Annotated in this window: 4 protein-coding genes; 3 read left to right on the top strand and 1 reads right to left on the bottom strand. The window is 63.9% G+C overall.

Annotated features, from left to right (window positions below):
• The 3 genes from ABY403_RS15360 to ABY403_RS15350 all read left to right on the top strand — a co-directional run.
• On the top strand, positions 1–229 hold a 229-nt coding region (locus tag ABY403_RS15360), incomplete at its 5' end, for a GAF domain-containing protein (RefSeq protein ID WP_372841692.1).
• Between the two features lie 59 nt (positions 230–288).
• Complete coding sequence (locus ABY403_RS15355) at positions 289–912, top strand: LysE family translocator (RefSeq protein WP_372841691.1); 624 nt, start codon at positions 289–291, stop codon at positions 910–912.
• Entirely contained in the window at positions 909–1,562 is a 654-nt protein-coding gene (locus tag ABY403_RS15350) for a pseudouridine synthase (RefSeq protein ID WP_372841690.1), read from the top strand. Before ABY403_RS15355 ends, ABY403_RS15350 begins: the two co-directional genes overlap by 4 nt.
• A 52-nt stretch (positions 1,563–1,614) precedes the next feature.
• Here the strand turns inward: ABY403_RS15350 and ABY403_RS15345 are convergent.
• Positions 1,615–2,698, bottom strand: a 1,084-nt coding sequence (locus ABY403_RS15345) for an aldehyde dehydrogenase family protein (protein WP_372841689.1), incomplete at its 5' end; no start/stop codon positions are given.

The raw sequence follows: 2,698 nt of genomic DNA, 5'->3' as shown, positions 1-2,698 counted from the left end.
TGCGGTGGCGCGCAGCGGCAAGCCGATGAACGTGCCTGATGTTGCGGCTTTCGCCGACCACATCGCCTGCTCTTCCACCACCCGATCCGAGTTGGTGCTGCCGGTGCACGGCCTTGGTGGAAGGCTGATCGGCGTGCTTGACATCGACAGCAACACCCCGGCGGCTTTCGATGATGCCGATACCGCGGCATTGCAGGCCATCCTTACCGAGGTTTTCGGCGCAATTTGATCGCTTGCGGCACCGGGGCCGTGCCCTCATAAAGCACGGCGGACGGCGGAGATTAACAGATGTGGCAGATCTATGCGGCTTTTCCAGCCGAGGCGCTGGTGGGCTTCATCCTTGGCGGACTGGTGGTCAATTTCGCACCGGGGCAAGATATGTTTTTCGCCACGGCCTGCGGTATCAACGGCGGGCCGCGGGCTGGTGCGATGGCTGGGCTGGGGGCGGGGATAGGCGTTGTCTGGCACGTCACGCTGGCGGCGCTTGGCCTTTCGGCGCTGATGGCGGCGCACCCCGGCACGCTTGAAGTCATCCGCTGGGCGGGGGCTGCCTATCTGGCGTGGCTTGCGGTGAAGGCATGGCGCGCGGGCAGCAGTGGCGGCGACAGCCGCGGCATCGTGAACCCGTGGAAGGCGGTGGCGCGCGGTTTTGTTTCCAACGCGCTGAACCCCAAGCCGGTGCTTTTCATTCTCGCCTTCCTGCCGCAATTCACCAACCCGGACTATGGCCCGACCTGGATGCAGATCGTTGCGCTCGGGTCTATCTTCGCCTTTACCGGCACAATCGTGACGATGGGCTATGGCCTGCTTGCGGGATATATTGGGCGCTCGCTCGTATCGCGCATGGGCGCGGTCAACAAGGTGGCGGCGGTGCTGTTTGGTGGGCTTGCGGCAAAGCTTGCGCTCTCATGAGCGATTTCGTCTATAGCCCGCCCGACGATCCACTGCAGATCATACATGCAGACGCGCAGGTGCTGGTGGTCAACAAACCTGCGGGCCTATTGTCGGTTCCGGGCAAGGGCGAACATCTGGCCGATTGCCTGATCGCGCGGCTTCGGGCGGTTTACCCCGAGGTGTTGCTGGTGCATCGGCTCGATCTTGATACTTCCGGTGTTATGGTTTTTGCGCTGACACCTCTGGCGCAGCGCCACCTTGGCTGGCAGTTTGAAGAGCGGGTGACGAAAAAGGTCTATGTCGCACGGCTTTGGGGGCAGCTGAACCCACGCGAAGGGCGAGTGGATCTGCCATTGTGTGTCGATTGGCCAAACCGGCCGCGCCAGCACGTGGACCACGAGGTAGGCCGTCCGGCACAGACCGACTGGCGCGTGGTGCGCCACGAGGCGGATGGAACAACGCGCGTGCGCTTGATGCCTTTGACCGGGCGCAGCCATCAGTTGCGGGTGCATATGTCCGAACTGGGGCACCCGATCTTGGGCGACAGGCTTTATGCTACGGGCCCGGCGCTCGATTTTCCCCGCTTGATGTTGCACGCGGAATCGCTGCGCTTTCGCCACCCCGACGGCGGCAAGGCCCAAAGCTATTCTTCGCCCTGCCCGTTCTAGGGTGGCGACGCCGGGCTTCAGGGCGGCAAGTTGGCCAGCCCGAAGCCCCTTGTCAGTCCGGGAACCAGCCCGAAATCGTCTTGCTGTCGAGAAACTCTTCGATTCCCCAATGCCCGCCCTCGCGCGCGCGCCCAGATGCGCCGACGCCACCAAAAAACGCGCCCGCGCCGCGGCTGATACCGTTCATTTCAACCATGCCCGACCTTAGGCTGCGTGCAAGGCGGTTGGCGCGGGTACCATCGGTGGTTTGCACGTAGTTGGTCAGCCCGTAGGGCGTATCGTTGGCGATCGAAAGCGCCTCTTCCTCGGTGTCGAAGGGAATGATCGACAGGACCGGGCCAAAGATTTCCTCGCGCGCGATCGTCATGTCGGGCGTCACATCGGCAAAAACCGTGGGCCGCACGAACCAGCCACGGTTCAACCCATCGGGGCGGCCGGGGCCACCGGCCACAAGGCGTGCGCCCTCGGCTACGCCTTTTTCGATCATGCCCTGAATCTTGGTATATTGCGCCTCGCTGACCACCGGGCCGATGTGGCGTCCGGCCTCGTGAGCCGAGCCTACGCGGGTGGCAAGTGCGGCTTGCCGCGCGATCTCGACCGCGTCGGCATAGGCCGCGCGTTCGACCAGCATCCGCGTTGGCGCATTGCACGATTGGCCCGAGTTGTTGAAGCAGTGGCGCACGCCGCGCTTGACCGCCTCGGCATCCGCATCGGCAAAGACCAGATTGGCACCCTTGCCGCCCAGTTCCAGCGCCACCTTCTTCAAGGTGTCGGCGGCGGCCTTGGTGATGGCGATGCCCGCACGGGTGGAGCCGGTGAAAGAAATCATCGCCACATCGGGATGCGTTGAAAGCTGCGTGCCCACGCCCAGCCCGTCGCCGTTCACAAGGTTGAAAACACCCGGCGGAACGCCCGCCTCATGCAGGATTTCGGCAAATAGTAGCGCCGACAGCGGCGCGATTTCGGAAGGTTTCAGCACCATCGTGCACCCCGCGAGCAAGGCCGGAACGACCTTGAGCGCGATCTGGTTCATCGGCCAGTTCCACGGCGTAATCAGCCCCACCACGCCCACCGGCTCAAACGAAATGCGGGTTCTGGGGGCGTGCGGGCCAAGCGGGCGCACAAACTCGAAGGTC

This window comes from Phaeovulum sp., from assembly GCF_041596715.1.
Taxonomy (GTDB): Bacteria; Pseudomonadota; Alphaproteobacteria; order Rhodobacterales; family Rhodobacteraceae; genus UBA6213.
This window is presented reverse-complemented; position numbering and strand designations above follow the sequence as displayed.

Bases quoted from the DNA above. Each gene is read 5' to 3' on its own strand.
- ABY403_RS15355 (WP_372841691.1), top strand. From the start codon at position 289: ATGTGGCAGATCTATGCGGCTTTTCCAGCCGAGGCGCTGGTGGGCTTC.
- ABY403_RS15350 (WP_372841690.1), top strand. From the start codon at position 909: ATGAGCGATTTCGTCTATAGCCCGCCCGACGATCCACTGCAGATCATA.